The organism is Herbaspirillum sp. SJZ099, from assembly GCF_007828355.1.
Lineage (GTDB): Bacteria > Pseudomonadota > Gammaproteobacteria > Burkholderiales > Burkholderiaceae_D > Herbaspirillum.
This window is the reverse complement of record NZ_VIUO01000001.1, coordinates 738,275-752,631: the sequence shown is the minus strand read 5'-3', so window position 1 is coordinate 752,631 and position 14,357 is coordinate 738,275. Positions and strand designations below refer to the sequence as shown.

The following is a 14,357-nucleotide window of genomic DNA, read 5'->3' as shown; positions in this document are numbered from 1 at the left end:
GCTTCATCTTGTTCTCCGGATCGATCTTGTTATGGCGCTGTGACCTGAATTACGGCAATTTGTTGCCTGGCTGGAGAGCGTATCAGAGCTTGCATTGCAAAAAGTCCAGAAAGCAGCTGATGCGCCTCGAAAGTTGGGTATTGCGGTAATAGACCGCCGAAATCTTTTGCCGGTAACCGCTGTAGGCTGGCTCAAGCAACTTGACCAGCCGGCCGGCGGCGATATCGGCATCCGTCATGAAGTTCGACAGCGAGGCGATACCCTGCCCGTGCAACGCCAGATGGCGGATGGTCTCGCCGCTGGAAGCGCGGATCGCCGGCCTGGCCGGATAGCGGTCGCCGCCGGCATGCAACAGCGGCCACTGGTTCAGCGATTCGGGCTGGGCGAAGCCGATCAGCCGGTGCTGCTCCAGCGCCTCCACCGATTTGGGTTCGCCATGGCGCGCCAGGTAACCGGGGCTGGCGACGATGTTCAGGCGCGCCGAACTAAGCGGCTTGGCATGCAATGTGGAGTCCTGCAGCTCGCCGATGCGGATGGCAATGTCGGTGCGCTGCTCCACCAGGTCGATGAAACGGTCATTGGTGGTCAGCTCCAGCTCAATCTCGGGATACGCCTCGCGGAAAGCGCCCACGTGCGGCACCACGCAATGGAGCATGAATGGCACGGCCGCATCCACCCGCAGCTTGCCGACCGGCTTTTGCGTGCGCGCCCGCACCGCCTCCTCGGCCTGCTCCATTGCGGCCAGGATATGGCGCGCCTGTTCGAGGAAGGCCTGCCCTTCTTCGGTCAGGTCCATGCGCCGCGTGGTACGGGTCAGCAAGCTCGCCCCCAGCTTTTCTTCCAGCCGCGACAGGGCCCGGCTCACGCCGGAGGTGGTCTGCTCCAGCACCTCCGCCGCGGCGGAAAGGCTGCCGGCTTCCACCACGGCAACAAAGGTGCGCAATTCTTCCGATTGAATTGACATCATTGACTCCGAATCAAATATTCTTTGATTTTAACGGTATTTTTCTCAAGAAAGATCGCAGGCACAATCCCGACCATCGCTGGCAACGCCTTTTCGGACGCCGGCCAACAACAAGGATTTGATAGGCCAATTGCGCACAAGGCTGCCGCGCTACCTTCGACCGGCGTCGAAGCCTGCTGACCTTACCTTGATCGGAGAAACCGGATGTCTACTGAAAACACTGGCAAGCAAACTGCCCTGGTGGTCGGCGCCAAAGGCGTCATCGGCAGCAAGCTGATCGAGCACCTGCTCACGCTGCCCGAGTGGGACGTTATCGGCCTGTCGCGCCGCGGCGGCGAAGACCGTGCGGACGGCCGCCTGCGCCATATCGCGGTCGATCTGCTGGATGCGGGCGACACGCGCGCGAAGCTGGCGCCGCTGGAGCATGTCACCCATATTTTCTATACGGCTTACCAGCATCGCGCCACCTGGAGCGAACTGGTGGCGCCCAACCTGGCGATGCTGGAGAACACCGTGGAAACAGTCGAAGCGGCCGCGCCGGGACTGCGCCACATCAGCCTGATGCAGGGCTACAAGGTCTATGGCGGCCACCTGGGCCCCTTCAAGACGCCGGCGCGCGAAACCGATGCCCAGTTCATGCCGCCCGAATTCATGTTCGACCAGCAGCGTTACCTGGAACAGCGGCAGGCGCAGTCAGGCCAGCGCTGGAGCTGGTCGGCGATCCGGCCGGCAGTGGTGGGCGGGGCGGCGCTGGGCAATCCGATGAACCTGGCGTTGGCCATTGCGGTGTATGCCAGCATCTCGAAAGCGCTGGGCTTGCCGCTGCGCTTTCCCGGCAAACCGGGCGCCTATGACAAGCTGGTGGAGATGACCGATGCCGGCCTGCTGGCCAAGGCGACGGTCTGGGCCGCGGCCAATGAGGGCTGTGCCAACCAGGCCTTCAACATCGGCAACGGCGATATCTTCCGCTGGAGCGAGATGTGGCCGAAGATCGCGCGCTGGTTCGACATGGAAGTCGGGCCGCCGCTGCCATTGGCGTTGGCCGACGTGATGAGCGACAAGGCGCCGCTGTGGGAAACCATCGCGCGCGCCCACGGCCTGGCCGCGCATTCCTACGATACGCTGTCGTCATGGGGATTCGCCGATTTCGTGTTTTCGTGGGACTACGACATGTTCGGCGACGGTTCCAAGGCGCGGCGTTTCGGCTTCCATGAGTATGTGGAGAGCGAACGGATGTTTTACCGGCTGTTCGATGAGTTCAGGCGGAACAAGGTCATCCCTTGAGCGCGCCCTGTCGCCCTGTATGTGTACACGCAAAAAAAAAGAGCTTGCCGCGGCAAGCTCTTTTCATTGCGACCAGGTGGATCGGCAAAACGCCAACGGCTCAGGCGTCGCCCTTCTTGATCCAGGCCGCCAGCTGGTGCGGGCCCAGGCTGTCGTAGTCTTCGAAAGGCTGGTGGATCCAGGGATTGGTCGGCAGGTAGTCGATATGGTAATCGGGCTCCACCACCGAGCATCCCTTCCACCACAGGACCGCGGACTTGATCTCGGTGACGGTGGGATAGTGCTCCTTCAGGTGCACCAGCACCTTTTGCAGCGTCACACCGGAATCGACCAGGTCGTCCACCAGCAGGATGCGGCCGCCCAGGGTGCCCTTGGTGATGGTGATGTACTTGGCGATGTCCAGCGAGCTGCGGATGGTGCCGGCCGCCTCGCGATAGGAGCTGGTCGAGAGGATGGCCAGCGGCACGTCGAAAATGCGCGACATCACGTCGCCCGGCCGCAGGCCGCCACGCGCCAGGCACAAGACCTGGTCGAATTGCCAGCCGGACTCGTAGACTTTCAACGCCAGCCGTTCGATCAGGCGGTTGTAGTCGTCCCAGGTGACCCACAGGTCTTTGTCGTCGGAGATCTTCATCTTGTTTATTGCTTGTTGCGAATTGCTTATTGCTGTTATGTGGCAGAGCCTGTGCTTACTTGAACGGATGGCGCAGGACGATGGTTTCTTCGCGGTCGGGACCGGTGGAGATCATGTCGATGGGCACGCCGACCAGTTCTTCGATGCGCTTGATGTAGGCGCGGGCGTTGGCCGGCAGCGCATCCAGCGACTTGGCGCCGACGGTGGACTCGCTCCAGCCCGGCATTTCTTCGTAGATCGGTTCGCAAGCCGCGGCCTCTTCAGCGCCGACCGGGAAAATGTCGACCTGCTTGCCGTTGAGCTTGTAGCCGGTGCACAGCTTGAGCGAGTCGATGCCGTCGAGCACGTCGAGCTTGGTCAGGCACATGCCGGACACGCCGTTGATCTGCACCGAGCGCTTGAGCAGCGCGGCGTCGAACCAGCCGCAACGGCGCGCACGGCCGGTGACGGTGCCGAACTCATGGCCGACGGAGGCCAGGTGCTTGCCGACGCCGGCATCGGTGGGCAGTTCGGCCGGGAACGGGCCGGAACCGACGCGGGTCGTGTAGGCCTTGGTGATGCCCATGATGTAGTGCAGCATGCCCGGGCCGACGCCGGTACCGGCGGCGGCATTGCCGGCCACGCAGTTGCTCGAGGTGACGAACGGGTAGGTGCCGTGGTCGACGTCCAGCAGGCTGCCCTGCGCGCCTTCGAACAGCAGCTTGCCGCCGGCGTTGTGCGCAGCGTACAGGTCGCTGGAGACGTCGGTGACCATGGGCCTGATGCGCGGCACGTTGGCCAGCGCGTCGTCCAGGGTCTTCTGGTAGTCGACCGGCTGGGTCTTGAGGTAATGGGTCAGGACGAAGTTGTGGTAGTCCAGGTTGGCCAGCAGCTTCTCGGCGAAGCGCTTTTCGTTGAGCAGGTCGGCCACGCGGATGGCGCGGCGCGCCACCTTGTCTTCATAGGCCGGGCCGATGCCCTTGCCGGTGGTGCCGATCTTGTCGGCGCCGCGGGCGGTTTCGCGCGCCACATCCAGGGCGACGTGGTAAGGCAGGATCAGCGGACAGGCTTCCGACACCTTCAGGCGCGAGCACACTTCCACGCCAGCCGCTTCCAGCTTGTCGATCTCGCGCAGCAGGTCGGGCACCGACAGCACCACGCCATTGCCGATGTAGCATGCCACGCCGGGGCGCATGATGCCGGACGGAATCAGTTGCAGTGCAGTCTTCTGACCGCCGATGACCAGCGTATGGCCGGCATTGTGGCCGCCCTGGAAACGCACCACGCCTTGCGCGTGGTCGGTCAGCCAATCGACGATCTTGCCCTTACCTTCGTCGCCCCATTGCGTACCGATGACGACGACATTCTTTGCATTGCTATTCTGTAACATGACTCAGCCCAAGTTTTTGATAATCCAGTTTCCATTGCTGAATTCGACGACGCGGTCGCAGTCGAATTCGTCCTGATCGTTTTCGTGACCCGGCAGGCTCTGGATCACGATTTCCCCCGCCTGCCGCAATTGCGCTATTTTCTCACGCAGGCCGGCTTCGGTACCCCATGGCGCGCGAATTGCGCGCTTTCTTTCCGCGCCCGGCATCAGGCGCGCCAGTTCGCGCAAATCCATCGAAAAGCCGGTGGCCGGGCGGGCGCGGCCGAAGGCCTCGCCGACATGGTCGTAACGGCCGCCGCGCACCACCGCATTGGGCAGGCCCGGCACATAGGCGGCGAACATCACGCCGCTGTGGTAATGATACCCGCGCAGGTCGGCCAGATCGATGGTCACGACCGCGCCCTTGTGGCTGCCGGCCAGTTCGACCAGCGCCTGCAGCTCGTCGAGCGCCTGCGCGATGCCCGGCAAGGCCGGCAGCGTGATGCGCGCGCGCGCGATGACGGAGATGTCGCCGTACAAGCCCGGCAGCGCCAGCAGCGCCTGGCGGGTGCTGTCCTGGTAGGCGGCGGTGATTTCCTTGAGGCCCGGCACGTCCTTGGCTTCCAGCAGGCCGAACAACTGGGCCTCCTGGCGTTTGGCGGCCGGGTCGTTGGCGATGATGGCGCGCAGCACGCCGACATGGCACAGGTCCAGGCGGATCTGCTGCATGCCGGCCAGCGCCAGCGAATTGAGCGCCAGTTCCTGGATTTCGGCGTCGGCTTCGATGCCGGCATGGCCGTAGATCTCGGCGCCGATCTGGATCGGCTCGCGCGTGGCGTGCAGGCCCGACGGACGGGTATGCAGCACGCTGCCGGCGTAGCACAGGCGAGTGACCGAGGCGCGGTTGAGCAGGTGGGCATCGATGCGCGCGACCTGGGTGGTCATGTCGGCGCGCACGCCCAGCGTACGGCCGGACAACTGGTCGACCAGCTTGAAGGTGCGCAGGTCGGTGTCGGCGCCGGCGCCGGTCAGCAGCGACTCCAGGTATTCCAGCAGCGGCGGCATGACCATTTCGTAGCCGTACAGGCGGAAATTGTCGAGCAGGCGCCGACGCAACTCTTCGATCTTGCGCGCTTCGGACGGCAAGACGTCGGCAATGTTTTCAGGAAGAAGCCAGTTAGGCATAGACGAAAAATAACTCAGGAAAAAAAACAGGCGGGCGGCCCGGCGGTCTGCATCGGCAAACCATCAACGCTTCAAGTCTGGAGCGGGACTGGACGAAAAACCGGGGCGTTTCGGAATAGAAGAACATCCTGACGCCCCACTCCCGCCATCCGGGAAACTTGCCTGCCCGGAACAATCCGCCACAAAAAAGGAAAGATGCCCTCAACCAGCGGCATCCATCCTCTTGCCCGTTGCACCCTTATGCAGCGCGGGCCTTGTCCACGTTGTCGGTTTATTTCTTGGAAACGCTGTTGCTGTTGCCGATACCCTTGAAATATTTAAAGAATTCCGAACTCGGATCCACCACCATCACGTCATGGCGGTTCTTGAAGCTCGCGCGATAGGCCTCGAGGCTGCGGTAGAACTTGTAGAAGTCGGGGTTCTGGCCGAATGCCTGTGCATAGATCTGCGAGGCCTTGGCATCGCCCGCGCCGCGGATCTTCTCGGAGGCGCGGTAGGCTTCTGCCAGGATCACCACGCGCTGGCGGTCGGCATCGGCGCGGATCTTCTCGGACTCGGCGGCGCCGGTGGAACGCAGCTCATTGGCCACGCGCACCCGCTCGGACTTCATGCGCTCGAAAACGGAGTTGCTGATCTGGTCGACATAGTCCACGCGGCGCAAACGCACGTCGATGATTTCGACGCCGATCTGCTTGGCCTCGTTGGCCACGCGCGCCTGCAACGCATCCATGACGCTGTTGCGCTGGCTGGAAATGACTTCGCGCACGGTACGCTTGGTGATTTCGTCGTTCAGCGCCGCCTTGACGATCTGCGACAGGCGATCCTGGGTGCGGCGTTCGTCGGCGCCGAAGCTGACGAAGTACAGGCGCGGATCGACGATGCGCCACTTGACGTAGGCGTCAACCAGCACGTTCATCTTCTCCGCGGTGATGAAGCGGTCGGCATCTGGCGTATCCAGGGTCTGGATGCGCTTGTCCAGATACATCACGTTCTGGAACGGCGGCGGCAACTTGAAGTGCAGGCCCGGTTCGCTGATCACCTGCTTGACTTCGCCCAGCGCGAACACGATGGCCGAGGAACGCTGGTTCACCACGAAGATAGTGGAGGAAGCCAGCCAGATCGCCACCACGGCGACGATGATGGAGGTAATGAGGCGGCCCATCAGCGCACCTCCCTTTCGCGCGCTTCGCGCGGATCCCGGTTTCTTATGTCGCGCATCAGCTCGGACGAATACACTGTGTCATTTCCCGAAGTCGGATTGGAAGAAGCTGCCGCGCCGGCGGCCTGCCCCGCAGGCGCAGCCTGCGGCTTGCCCGATGCCGCGGCCGGCTGCTCGCCCGCGGTCTGCTGGATCAGCTTGTCCAGCGGCAGGTAGAGCAGGTTGCTGCCGCTCTTGGCGTCGACCATCACCTTGGTGGTGTTGGCGAAGATCTGCTGCATCGTTTCGAGATACATGCGCTCCCGGGTGACGGCCGGCGCCTTCTGGTACTCATCCAGCACCTGCTTGAAGCGCGAGGCATCGCCCTCGGAATTCGCAATGACGCGGGAGCGGTAAGCCTCGGCTTCTTCCAGCAGGCGCGAAGCGGCGCCGGAAGCGCGCGGGATCACGTCGTTGGCATAGGCCTGGCCTTCGTTTTTCAGGCGCTCGCGATCCTGGCCGGCCTTGACCGCATCATCGAAAGCCGCCTGCACCTGCTCCGGCGGCTGCACGCCCTGCATGGTCACGTTGGTGATCTGCACGCCGGTCTTGTAGCGATCGAGGATTTGCTGCATGCGCTGGCTCACATCCAAGGCGACTTTTTCCCGGCCTTCATAGAGCACGAAGTCCATCTTGCTGCGGCCGACGATCTCGCGCATCGCGGTCTCGGCCACCTGGCGCACGGAGTCGTCCTGGTCGCGGTTGTTGAACAGCCATTCGGCGGCATTCTTGAGCTTGTATTGCACCGCGAACTGGATGTCGATGATGTTCTCATCGTCGGTCAGCATCAGCGATTCTTTCAGTTGCTTGTTGCGCACATTGCCGCGGTAGCCGATCTCGGCGGTACGCACTTGCGACATGTTCACGATTTCGTGGCCCTGGATGGGATACGGCCAACGCCAGTTGAAGCCTGGCAAGGTGGTATGGCTGTAACGGCCGAAAGTGGTCACCACGGCGGTCTGGCCTTCCTGGACGATGAAGAAGCCGCTGGCCAGCCACAGGAATGCGACGATGATGGCGATCACGCCCGCGCCGATGCCGGCGCCCTTGACGTCGCCGCGGTTGAAGCCGCCGCCGCCCTCGGAGGAACCGCCGCCACCGCCCTTGCGGCCGAACATGCCGGACAGGCGCTGGTTGAAATCGCGCCAGAGCTGGTCGAGATCCGGCGGCCCGCCGTTGCCGGATGGCTTCTCGGGTCGTTTTTCGCCGTTACTTCCGTTATTCTGATTGTCGCGGTTGTCGTCTTGCGAACCACGTCCCCATTGGGGATCGTTCAACGAAAACTTCACACCGATTTTCTTGAATAAAGACACAAGCATGCGTTTGCGATCCGGCTGTAGTTATTGATAAGTGAATCAAGGAGGAATGTGCGCTCAGAGTCACTGACAAAACGCCGCTGGCGGCGTCGCGCCTCCTTGCCGTACCTTCGTACTGCCTGCGTCGGCGCGCCTTGCCAACGACTTTTGTTAGTGACTCTCAGGGAATTGCTCAGACGTGCACACCTTCGGAATCGACAGGCTGTGATCGGCTGCGGCCCCTGGCCTCCAATGCGGCCTTCAGCGAAGCGGCCACCGCTTCGCGCAGCAGATCCAAGCCAGCACCAGACTTCGCACTGACGAAAACCCGCTGGATTTTACCATACTCGTCATACTCGACCGCCGGCTCCAGGCCGGCCGCATCGATCTTGTTCCAGACCAGGATCTGCGGCACATGGTCGGCGCCGATCTCCCTCAAGACCTCGTTGACCTGCTCGATCTGTTCCATGCGCACCGGGCTGGCGGCGTCCACCACATGCAGCAGCAGGTCGGCATGGATGGTCTCTTCCAGCGTCGCGCGGAAAGCCTCCACCAATTGGTGCGGCAATTCGCGGATGAAGCCGACGGTATCCGAAATGACGACATGCCCGACCTCGCCCAGATAAACGCGGCGGGAAGTCGTATCCAACGTCGCGAAAAGCTGGTTGGCGGCATAAACGCCGGCCTTGGCCAGCGCATTGAAAATGGTCGATTTGCCGGCGTTGGTATATCCCACCAGCGACACCGAAAAGGTCTCGTTGCGCCCCCGCGCCCGTCGTTGCGTCGCATGCTGCCGCCGCAACTTGGCCAGCACCGCGCGCAATGCCTTGACCCGCTCGCCCAGCAGCCGGCGGTCGGTTTCCAGCTGGGTTTCGCCGGGACCGCGCAGGCCGATGCCGCCCTTTTGCCGTTCCAGGTGGGTCCAGCCGCGAATCAGGCGGGTCGCCAGATGCTGCAATTGCGCCAGCTCGACCTGAACCTTGCCTTCGTGGCTTTTGGCCCGTTGGGCAAAAATATCCAGGATCAGGCTGGTGCGGTCGAGCACACGCACCTTCAGCACGCGTTCAAGATTGCGCTGTTGGGCGGGTGACAATGCATGGTTGAAGATGACGAGCTCAAGTTCCAGATCGGCAACCGCGTCGGCGACTTCCTGCGCCTTGCCGGAACCGACGAAGAGAGCCGCATCCGGGCTGGCACGACGTCCGGTGATGGTAATCACCGGCTCCGCGCCGGCGGACTTCGCTAACAGGAACAACTCATCCAGACTTGCGGCGAAATCATTCTTGCCGAAATCCAGGCCGACTAACGCGGCACGCATATCAAGCTGCACACGGCGTTACGCCGGCTCGGTAGACCATTATTCGGCGTCGGACGAGTCGAGACTCAGGTTGACCGCGCGCGCAGGCACGACGGTGGAAATGGCGTGTTTGTAAACCATCTGCGTAACGGTGTTGCGCAGCAGGACCACGTATTGATCGAAAGACTCCACATGGCCTTGCAGCTTGATGCCGTTGACCAGATAGATAGAGACGGGAACGTGCTCTTTTCTCAATGCGTTCAGAAATGGGTCTTGTAACAATTGCCCTTTGTTGCTCATGGCAGCTCCACGGTGTTGTTGTGATTAGGACTTGGAGGCACTTTAGTGAAAAACAAGTGCTTTACCAATTTATGCTTCATCAATGTAAACGATTTTGCCTGCAACGCCAAAATCATTAACTAAATTACAGCATCTCTACGGATTATTTGTCCTGACGGACAAACGGATTCTTTCCGGAACGGAACTCGATACGCAGTGGAGTGCCAACCAGGGAGAAAGTTTCCCGGAAGTGCTTCTCCAGATAGCGTTTGTAGTTGTCGTCGATGGCTTCCAGCGCATTGCCATGGATAACGACCACCGGCGGATTCTGCCCCCCCTGGTGCGCATAGCGCAGCTTTGGGCGAATCGATCCCTTGCGGCGCGGCTGCTGGTGTTCCAGCGCCTCTTCCAGCGCCCGCGTGAGCCTGGGCGTGCTGAGCTTGGCCATCGCCGCGGCGTAGGCGGAATCGATGGATTTCATCAGGGGGCCGATGCCGGTCGACTTCAGGGCCGAGATGAAATGGAACTTGGCGAACGAGAGGAAATTGAGCTTGCGCTCCAGATCCATCTTGATCTGGTCGCGCTGGTCGCTTTGCATGCCGTCCCACTTGTTGACGCCGACCACCAGCGCCCGGCCGGACTCCAGCACGAAGCCGGCAATATGCGCGTCCTGCTCGGAAATATCTTGCTGGGCATCAAGCAGCAACAAGACTACGTTGGCGTCCGAAATCGACTTGAGCGTCTTGACCACCGAGAACTTCTCGATGGCTTCGAACACCTTGCCGCGGCGGCGGATGCCGGCCGTATCGATCAGGGTGTAATGACGGCCATCGCGTTCGAACGGGATCTCGATCGAGTCGCGGGTGGTGCCGGGCATATCGAAAGCGATCACCCGTTCTTCGCCCAGCAGCGTGTTGACCAGCGTCGACTTGCCCACGTTGGGACGGCCGACGATGGCGATCTTGATGCCGCGGATGGCAGCCTCTTCCAGCTCCGGTTCCGGCGTGCGCTGTGCCTCGGCGACGTTCAACGCCTCCTCCACCAGGTCCGCCACGCCGTCGCCGTGGGCGGCGGAAATCACATACGGATCGCCCATGCCCAGCTCGTAGAAGTCGGCCGTGACCGAGGTGTACTTCATGCCCTCGGATTTGTTGACCACCAGCAGCACCGGGCGGCCGCACTTGCGCAGGAAGTCGGTGATGGTCTTGTCATGCGGCGTCAGGCCCTGGCGGCCGTCGACGATGAACACCACCGCGTCGGCCTCGACCACCGCCTGCTTGGTCTGCTTGGCCATCTCGTGCATGATGCCGTCCTTGGCGACGGGCTCGAAACCACCGGTATCGATCACCAAAAACGGGCGTTCGCCGACCCGGCCTTCGCCGTAGTGACGATCACGCGTGAGGCCGGGCAAATCCGCAACCAATGCATCACGGCTGCGGGTGAGCCTGTTGAACAACGTCGATTTGCCGACGTTGGGACGGCCTACTAGTGCAATTACCGGTTTCATTTCAATATTATTCGGTCACGACAGCGACCACAGTTCCTGATTTGGTTTGGAAAACGGCAGACTGGCCGGCATTGACCGGAGGAGCCTGGATGGGACTGCCATCACTGGGCAGACGGGCCACGAAGGAACCGTCTTCGCGCGACAAGAAGTGAATATACCCCTGGTAATCGCCCACAGCCACGGCACGGCCGACGCTGATCGGCGTGGACAGTTGGCGATTCTTCAACTTGTCGTTGCGCCATATGCCCGCGCCGGTGTCGCGCGCGAATTCGGTGACAGTACCGCCGACATCGGCGGCATAGACATAGTTATCGTCGAGCGACACGCCTACATCGCTGGAGAACTCCTTGATCCAGCGGACATTGCCGTTGATCAGGTCGAAGCAGCCAATGCGGCCCTGATAGGCCACCGCGCAGATGTCGCGTGCGCCCAGCGCGGGCACGCCGGACACGTCGGAGATACGCTCAAGCTCGGTGGTGCCGCGCGGGTCGCCGACCGGGATTTCCCAGCGCGGGCCGCCATTGTTCAATGCCAGCGCCGACAGGCGTCCGCCCGGCAGCGCCACGAAGGCGGTCTGCGAACCGATCACGATGCCCGGCGCATTGCGCAGGGTCAGCGACGGCACGGTGCGCTGCGCCATCCAGCGGCGATTGCCGTTGTCGGCATCATAGGCGGTCACACGGTTGTCGATGCTGCGCACCACGACCAGGCCCTCGCCCACCGCCGGGGCCGACAGCACCTCGCTGGAGGCTTGCGCCTTCCAGGTCGGCTTGCCGGAAGCGTCGAATGCCTGGATCCGGCCCTTTTCGCCCACCACGACCACCGTGCTGCCATCGGTGCCGACGCCCGCGGTCAGCGGCATGTCGGCACGCACGCGCCAGAGGGTCTGGCCGTTCTCGGCATTGATGCGCACCACGGTGCCGTCAGCGGCCGCCGCGAACACGCTGCCGGCGGCATAGGCCGGCGTGAAGGTGAAGTTGCCGGCCTTGCCGACCGAGACCGACCAGGCCGTCTGCACGCGCAACTTCTGGGTGAATTCGACCAGCGGCGCCGGCGGGTTCGGGTCTTTCTTGCCGGAAAACCAGGCACAGCCCGAGAGGGCCACGACCGCCGCAGCGGCGGCCAGCCTCAACGCCAGCTTGCCGGCGGACTGGGATCGAGCAAAAGATGTTGCCTTGGCAGCAGTCGCTGTCGCACTACGCATATTGTTTTCCTCTGAGCGATGGATGGATTCGCGGTGGGATTGCGGTTGACTCTTCGGCCGGAGGCCCCGGCCATGGCTGGCTGCGCGCAGCCCCGCAACGGCCGGGCGCGCGCATGCCATATTCCGGTCAGGCCTTGGGCGCTTCGCCGCCGATGGCGTCCAGCTTGATCTGGATCAACTGGCGGCTGGGATCCTTGGCTTCGGTCTTTTCTAGCGCCAGCTTGTAGGCGGCGCGGGCATCGTCGCGCTTGCCCTGGGCCAGCAGCACATCGCCCTTGCGGTCGGCAATGGCGCCGGCGAACTGCGCCGGGAAGTCCCCCGACAATACCTTCAGGGCATCGTCATAGGCCTTGGCGTCGAGCATCACGCCGGCCAGGCGCACCGCTGCGATCGCCTTGTATTCAGGGCCGCGGCCATGGTCGAGCACCCACTGCAACTGCTTGCGGGCGGCGTCCGTATCATTGGTGTCGAAGGCCGACTTGGCGGCCACCAACGCGCTCATTTCGGCATAGGCGGTGCCGCTGAACTTGTCCTGGATGTCGGCCGCGGTGCGCTGCACCTTGGCATTGTCCTTGGCCGCCAGCGACTTCTGCTGTTCTTCATACAGTACCGAGGCTTGCCCCGCCTGCCGGGACTGGTAGGTGTTCCAACCGGTCCAGGCGGCATAGGCCGCCAGCGCAACGATCACCAGCCAGGTAACCAGATTGCCGTATTTCGCCCACCATGCCTTGATGGAGTCGAGCTGTTCTTGTTCTTCGAGATCGTATGCCATGTAACTCTGCAAAAAGTCTTATCGATTAGGGATGGTAGTGCACGTGCTCGTGATCATGTCCATGATCGTGGCCATCGACGATCTGGTCGACGATGTAGTCGACTACCACGTCGAACGCCATGCTGTCCTGGTTGGCCCGGCCGTCGCCGGCATCGCCCTCGCGCAGGTGCTTGACGGTCGCCGTGCCGGATTTCACTTCGTCTTCGCCGATGATCACGGCGAAGGCAGCACCGCTGCCGTCGGCGCGCTTCATCTGCGCCTTGAAGCTGCCGCCGCCGTTCGACGATGCGCAATGTAGCACAACATCGAGGCCGGCAGTCCGCAAACGCTCGGCCAATACGAAAGATTGCATCTGCGCATCTTCGCCTTGATGCACCAGGTAGACATCGCACTGGTTGGGGGCGTATTGCTCGCCGCTGGCTTTCATCAGCTCCAGCAGGCGCTCAACGCCCATGGCGAAGCCGCAGGCCGGCGTCGGCTTGCCGCCGAACATCTCGACCAGCGGATCGTAGCGGCCGCCGCCGCAGACCGTGCCTTGCGAGCCGAGCTGGTCGGTGACCCATTCGAACACGGTGCGGTTGTAGTAGTCCATGCCGCGCACCAGGCGCGGGTTGATGGTGAACGGAATATTGTTGTGGCGCAGGATCTTCTGCACGCCCTCGAAGTGGGCCTTCGATTCCTCGCCCAAGTAATCCAGCAGTTGGGGCGCGCCATTGACCATTGCCTGCATGGCCGGATTCTTGGTGTCCAGGATGCGCAGCGGATTGGAATGCAGGCGACGCTGGGCGTCGGTATCCAGCAATTCCTTGTGCTGCTCGAAATAGGCGATCAGGTCGGCGCGGTGCTTGTTGCGCTCCTGCGCATCGCCGATGGAATTCAGCTCAAGGCGGATGTCGGACAGGCCCAGGTCGTCCCACAGGCGCTGGCACATCATGATCAGTTCGGCATCGATGTCCGGGCCGGTAAAGCCGACCGCTTCCGCGCCGACCTGGTGGAACTGGCGATAGCGGCCACGCTGCGGACGCTCGTGGCGAAACATGGGGCCGACGTACCACAGGCGCTTGGGGCCGTCGTAGGTCAGGTTGTGCTCCAGCGCGGCGCGCACCACGCCGGCGGTGTTTTCCGGACGCAGGGTCAGGTTGTCGCCGTTCATGGAATCGGTGAAGGAATACATTTCCTTCTCGACGATGTCGGTCACCTCGCCCAGGCCGCGCGCGAACAGCGCGGTCGGCTCGACGATGGGCGTGCGGATCTGCTGGAAGCCGTAGCTCTTGAGCACCGAATGCACAGTGTTCTCGAACAGCTCCCACAACGGCGCGTCGGCGGGCAGGATGTCATTCATCCCTTTGACGCCAACGATCTTCTCGACTTTCTTTTGCTCTGACATACC

The 14,357-nt window shown here is 62.5% G+C and carries 13 protein-coding genes; 1 reads left to right on the top strand and 12 read right to left on the bottom strand.

Annotated features, from left to right (window positions below):
- Positions 1 to 82: 82 nt before the first annotated feature.
- Complete coding sequence (locus FB597_RS03290; protein ID WP_141917032.1) at positions 83 to 964, bottom strand: LysR family transcriptional regulator; 882 nt, start codon at positions 962 to 964, stop codon at positions 83 to 85.
- Positions 965 to 1,168: 204 nt separating this feature from the next.
- Here FB597_RS03290 and FB597_RS03285 point away from each other — a divergent pair, with 204 nt between their 5' ends.
- Positions 1,169 to 2,248 carry an SDR family oxidoreductase gene (locus FB597_RS03285; protein ID WP_144768024.1) on the top strand — a complete coding sequence of 360 codons (1,080 nt, stop codon included), beginning with the start codon at positions 1,169 to 1,171 and terminating at the stop codon, positions 2,246 to 2,248.
- 100 nt (positions 2,249 to 2,348) lie between these two features.
- Here FB597_RS03285 and FB597_RS03280 read toward each other — a convergent pair whose 3' ends face one another.
- The 11 genes from FB597_RS03280 to hisS all read right to left on the bottom strand — a co-directional run bounded on the left by FB597_RS03280 (position 2,349) and on the right by hisS (position 14,354).
- Entirely contained in the window at positions 2,349 to 2,882 is a 534-nt protein-coding gene (locus FB597_RS03280) for a phosphoribosyltransferase (protein ID WP_144768022.1), read from the bottom strand.
- A gap of 55 nt (positions 2,883 to 2,937) precedes the next feature.
- On the bottom strand, positions 2,938 to 4,251 hold the full coding sequence (locus FB597_RS03275; protein ID WP_141916306.1) for an adenylosuccinate synthase: 1,314 nt from the start codon (positions 4,249 to 4,251) through the stop codon (positions 2,938 to 2,940).
- A 3-nt stretch (positions 4,252 to 4,254) separates the two neighbouring features.
- A complete protein-coding gene (locus tag FB597_RS03270; protein WP_144768020.1) occupies positions 4,255 to 5,415 on the bottom strand; it encodes an ATP phosphoribosyltransferase regulatory subunit in 1,161 nt (386 codons plus the stop codon).
- 271 nt (positions 5,416 to 5,686) lie between these two features.
- Positions 5,687 to 6,577: a protease modulator HflC gene (hflC, locus tag FB597_RS03265; protein ID WP_144768018.1), complete on the bottom strand. Its 891-nt coding sequence runs from the start codon at positions 6,575 to 6,577 to the stop codon at positions 5,687 to 5,689.
- A complete protein-coding gene (gene hflK, locus FB597_RS03260) occupies positions 6,577 to 7,932 on the bottom strand; it encodes an FtsH protease activity modulator HflK (protein WP_141916300.1) in 1,356 nt (451 codons plus the stop codon). Before hflK ends, hflC begins: the two co-directional genes overlap by 1 nt.
- A gap of 169 nt (positions 7,933 to 8,101) precedes the next feature.
- Positions 8,102 to 9,226 carry a GTPase HflX gene (gene hflX, locus FB597_RS03255; protein WP_141916298.1) on the bottom strand — a complete coding sequence of 375 codons (1,125 nt, stop codon included), beginning with the start codon at positions 9,224 to 9,226 and terminating at the stop codon, positions 8,102 to 8,104.
- Positions 9,227 to 9,265: 39 nt separating this feature from the next.
- On the bottom strand, positions 9,266 to 9,505 hold the full coding sequence (gene hfq / locus FB597_RS03250) for an RNA chaperone Hfq (RefSeq protein ID WP_050467890.1): 240 nt from the start codon (positions 9,503 to 9,505) through the stop codon (positions 9,266 to 9,268).
- Between the two features lie 142 nt (positions 9,506 to 9,647).
- Positions 9,648 to 10,991 (bottom strand): ribosome biogenesis GTPase Der, encoded by a 1,344-nt coding sequence (der, locus tag FB597_RS03245; RefSeq protein ID WP_141916296.1) that lies wholly within the window; start codon positions 10,989 to 10,991, stop codon positions 9,648 to 9,650.
- Positions 10,992 to 10,998: 7 nt separating this feature from the next.
- Positions 10,999 to 12,195 (bottom strand): outer membrane protein assembly factor BamB, encoded by a 1,197-nt coding sequence (gene bamB / locus FB597_RS03240; RefSeq protein ID WP_141916294.1) that lies wholly within the window; start codon positions 12,193 to 12,195, stop codon positions 10,999 to 11,001.
- A gap of 127 nt (positions 12,196 to 12,322) precedes the next feature.
- A complete protein-coding gene (locus FB597_RS03235) occupies positions 12,323 to 12,967 on the bottom strand; it encodes a tetratricopeptide repeat protein (RefSeq protein WP_144768015.1) in 645 nt (214 codons plus the stop codon).
- 25 nt (positions 12,968 to 12,992) lie between these two features.
- The gene (gene hisS / locus FB597_RS03230) at positions 12,993 to 14,354 is read right to left on the bottom strand and encodes a histidine--tRNA ligase (protein ID WP_144768013.1); all 1,362 of its coding nucleotides are present in this window, start codon (positions 14,352 to 14,354) and stop codon (positions 12,993 to 12,995) included.
- Positions 14,355 to 14,357: the final 3 nt, after the last annotated feature.

Bases quoted from the DNA above. Each gene is read 5' to 3' on its own strand.
- hisS (WP_144768013.1), bottom strand. From the start codon at position 14,354: ATGTCAGAGCAAAAGAAAGTCGAGAAGATCGTTGGCGTCAAAGGGATG.
- FB597_RS03235 (WP_144768015.1), bottom strand. From the start codon at position 12,967: ATGGCATACGATCTCGAAGAACAAGAACAGCTCGACTCCATCAAGGCA.
- FB597_RS03275 (WP_141916306.1), bottom strand. From the start codon at position 4,251: ATGTTACAGAATAGCAATGCAAAGAATGTCGTCGTCATCGGTACGCAA.
- FB597_RS03285 (WP_144768024.1), top strand. From the start codon at position 1,169: ATGTCTACTGAAAACACTGGCAAGCAAACTGCCCTGGTGGTCGGCGCC.
- hflC (WP_144768018.1), bottom strand. From the start codon at position 6,577: ATGGGCCGCCTCATTACCTCCATCATCGTCGCCGTGGTGGCGATCTGG.
- hflX (WP_141916298.1), bottom strand. From the start codon at position 9,226: ATGCGTGCCGCGTTAGTCGGCCTGGATTTCGGCAAGAATGATTTCGCC.
- FB597_RS03290 (WP_141917032.1), bottom strand. From the start codon at position 964: ATGTCAATTCAATCGGAAGAATTGCGCACCTTTGTTGCCGTGGTGGAA.
- hflK (WP_141916300.1), bottom strand. From the start codon at position 7,932: ATGCTTGTGTCTTTATTCAAGAAAATCGGTGTGAAGTTTTCGTTGAAC.
- hfq (WP_050467890.1), bottom strand. From the start codon at position 9,505: ATGAGCAACAAAGGGCAATTGTTACAAGACCCATTTCTGAACGCATTG.
- bamB (WP_141916294.1), bottom strand. From the start codon at position 12,195: ATGCGTAGTGCGACAGCGACTGCTGCCAAGGCAACATCTTTTGCTCGA.
- FB597_RS03270 (WP_144768020.1), bottom strand. From the start codon at position 5,415: ATGCCTAACTGGCTTCTTCCTGAAAACATTGCCGACGTCTTGCCGTCC.
- FB597_RS03280 (WP_144768022.1), bottom strand. From the start codon at position 2,882: ATGAAGATCTCCGACGACAAAGACCTGTGGGTCACCTGGGACGACTAC.
- der (WP_141916296.1), bottom strand. From the start codon at position 10,991: ATGAAACCGGTAATTGCACTAGTAGGCCGTCCCAACGTCGGCAAATCG.